3 protein-coding genes are annotated in these 2,128 nt (G+C 63.0%); all 3 read left to right on the top strand.

Features of this window, described 5'->3' with window-relative positions:
• Positions 1-702 (top strand): universal stress protein (locus tag EN914_RS33125; protein ID WP_164779099.1); only part of this gene is annotated, 702 nt, incomplete at its 5' end.
• A gap of 131 nt (positions 703-833) precedes the next feature.
• Positions 834-1,334 carry a xanthine phosphoribosyltransferase gene (gpt, locus tag EN914_RS33120; protein ID WP_013532017.1) on the top strand — a complete coding sequence of 167 codons (501 nt, stop codon included), beginning with the start codon at positions 834-836 and terminating at the stop codon, positions 1,332-1,334.
• A 210-nt stretch (positions 1,335-1,544) separates the two neighbouring features.
• Positions 1,545-2,033, top strand: coding sequence for an NUDIX hydrolase (locus EN914_RS33115; protein WP_013532018.1), 489 nt, complete (start codon positions 1,545-1,547; stop codon positions 2,031-2,033).
• The last annotated feature ends 95 nt before the right edge of the window (positions 2,034-2,128 follow it).

Here is a 2,128-nt window from a genome sequence, read left to right as displayed (position 1 = left end):
CCCTACACCTCTGCCACAGGCTTTCCCGACACCGAATTCCTGCAGGTTTCGGCAGACATGAACCGGGAACGGGCCGAGAAATTGAGGACGCTGTTTCTCAGGCATATCGAGGATTCCGGTCTTTCCTTCGAGTGGCGAAGCCTGGAGAGCTTTTCGGGTGACAGTGCGCTGACCGGGATTTCGAGCGTGCGGGCCGCCGACCTGATCATAGCAGCGCAGCGCGAAACGGGCGGCGATTCCAGCGCGGACGTTGACACGCTGGTCTACGATGCCGGCCGGCCGGTGCTGGTGGTGCCGCACGAGGGTCCGCTGATCACCACCTTCAAACGCGTCTTGCTCGCCTGGAACGGCAGCAAGGAAGCGGCGCGCGCCGCCTTCGACGCGCTGCCCTTCATCATCGAAGCCGAGAAGACCGACATATTGGTTATCGACCCTCCTGAAACGCTCGACGACAGCCCGGAGGCCGCCGGCGCCGAAATCGCGGCGGCGCTGTCGCGCCACGGCGCCACCGTCAGCGTCTCGGTGCAGCAGTCGGGCGGCAGTTCGGTCGATGACATCATCCAGACCAGGATCGCGGAAACCGGCGCCGATCTGCTGGTGCTCGGCGCCTACAGCCATTCATGGCTGCGCCAGCTTCTGTTCGGCGGCGTGACGCGCAGCGTGCTGCGCACCGCGCCGGTGGCAGCCTTCCTGTCGCGGTAAGCCCACAGCGATCGCTGGCCCTTGCCTTGCCAAGGCCCCTGCTCTTGCCAAGATGGGGGCTTTCCAGCTAATTCCGCGCGCATTCCCCTGTTTTCTTGCGCGCGATCCCCGCGTGCTGTGGAGTGCGCGACATGTCCCTTCCCGAAAAAGCCTTTCCGGTCTCCTGGGACCAGTTCCATCGCGACGCTCGCGCACTCGCCTGGCGGCTTGCCGGCGCCAACAAGGGGCAATGGAAAGCGATCGTCTGCATCACGCGAGGCGGGTTGGTGCCGGCGGCGATCATCTCGCGTGAACTTGGCATCCGCGTCATCGAAACCGTCTGCGTCGCCTCCTATCACGATTATACCAGCCAGGGGCAGCTGCAGGTCCTCAAGGAGATCACCCCTGCCCTGCTCGCCGAAGACGGCGCCGGCGTGCTGATCATCGACGACCTGACCGACACCGGCAAGACGGCGGGCATCGTGCGCGCGATGATGCCCAGGGCGCATTTCGCCACCGTCTATGCCAAGCCGAAAGGCAGGCCGCTGGTCGATACTTTCGTCACCGAAGTCAGCCAGGACACCTGGATCTATTTCCCGTGGGATATGGGCTTCACCTACCAGAAGCCGATCGCCGACGACCACGCCGGCTGATTCGCAACTACCCTGTTACAGACCAGCAGCTTGCACCGGGGATGGATTTGCTTTCGCAAACACATCCGGCAGAGCCGGATATTTCGCGAAATCGACGTCTATTGGCGGAAATTGGCCAGGCGAATGAAATTTTTTACTTTTATTGCCGACAATTAGCCGTAAGATTCGTGAGACGGCAAACGATTCCGGAGGCTGGGGCTAGCTTCTTCGATGTTGACGAGGCCAACGACACACAATCATCTGGCCGAAAGGGTCCGACGGCTCTTCGGCACCGCGCCGTGCCGCCTGCAGGTTGCCGCCCTGCCCTGGCGCGACACGGGAGACGGCGTCGAAATCATGCTGATCACCAGCCGCGATACCGGCCGTTGGGTTTTGCCCAAGGGTTGGCCAGAGGCCAGGGAGCCGCTCTGCGAGGCCGCGGCGCGCGAAGCCGGCGAGGAGGCCGGGCTGCGCGGCCGTGTCTCTCATCTTGAAGCCGGCCGTTACTTCTACGCCAAGGCGCTGGCTTCCGGCGAAGAAGTCCCGTGCGAGGTCCTGGTGTTTCCGCTGCATGTCGACAAAGTCGCGGACCGCTGGAAGGAAAAACGCTCACGCACCCGCAAATGGGTCCGCGCAAGCGAAGCGGTGCGCATGGTCAACGAACCCGACCTTTGCCAGATCATCGCCTATTTCTGCGCCGACCCGCACAGCTTCTCCTGACGGGCGGCCACACCGCGCTCTTTGCAAAACGGGACTGGCTTGCAAAGGCTGGACACGCGTTGCCGCGCATCGACATGAATGCTTTGCTAAGGAAT

This window comes from Mesorhizobium sp. M7A.F.Ca.CA.001.08.2.1 (genome assembly GCF_003998455.1).
Classification (GTDB): domain Bacteria; phylum Pseudomonadota; class Alphaproteobacteria; order Rhizobiales; family Rhizobiaceae; genus Mesorhizobium; species Mesorhizobium ciceri.
Note: the sequence above shows the minus strand (reverse complement) of the source record. Positions and strands in the feature narration are given on the sequence as shown.

Bases quoted from the DNA above. Each gene is read 5' to 3' on its own strand.
- gpt (WP_013532017.1), top strand. From the start codon at position 834: ATGTCCCTTCCCGAAAAAGCCTTTCCGGTCTCCTGGGACCAGTTCCAT.
- EN914_RS33115 (WP_013532018.1), top strand. From the start codon at position 1,545: ATGTTGACGAGGCCAACGACACACAATCATCTGGCCGAAAGGGTCCGA.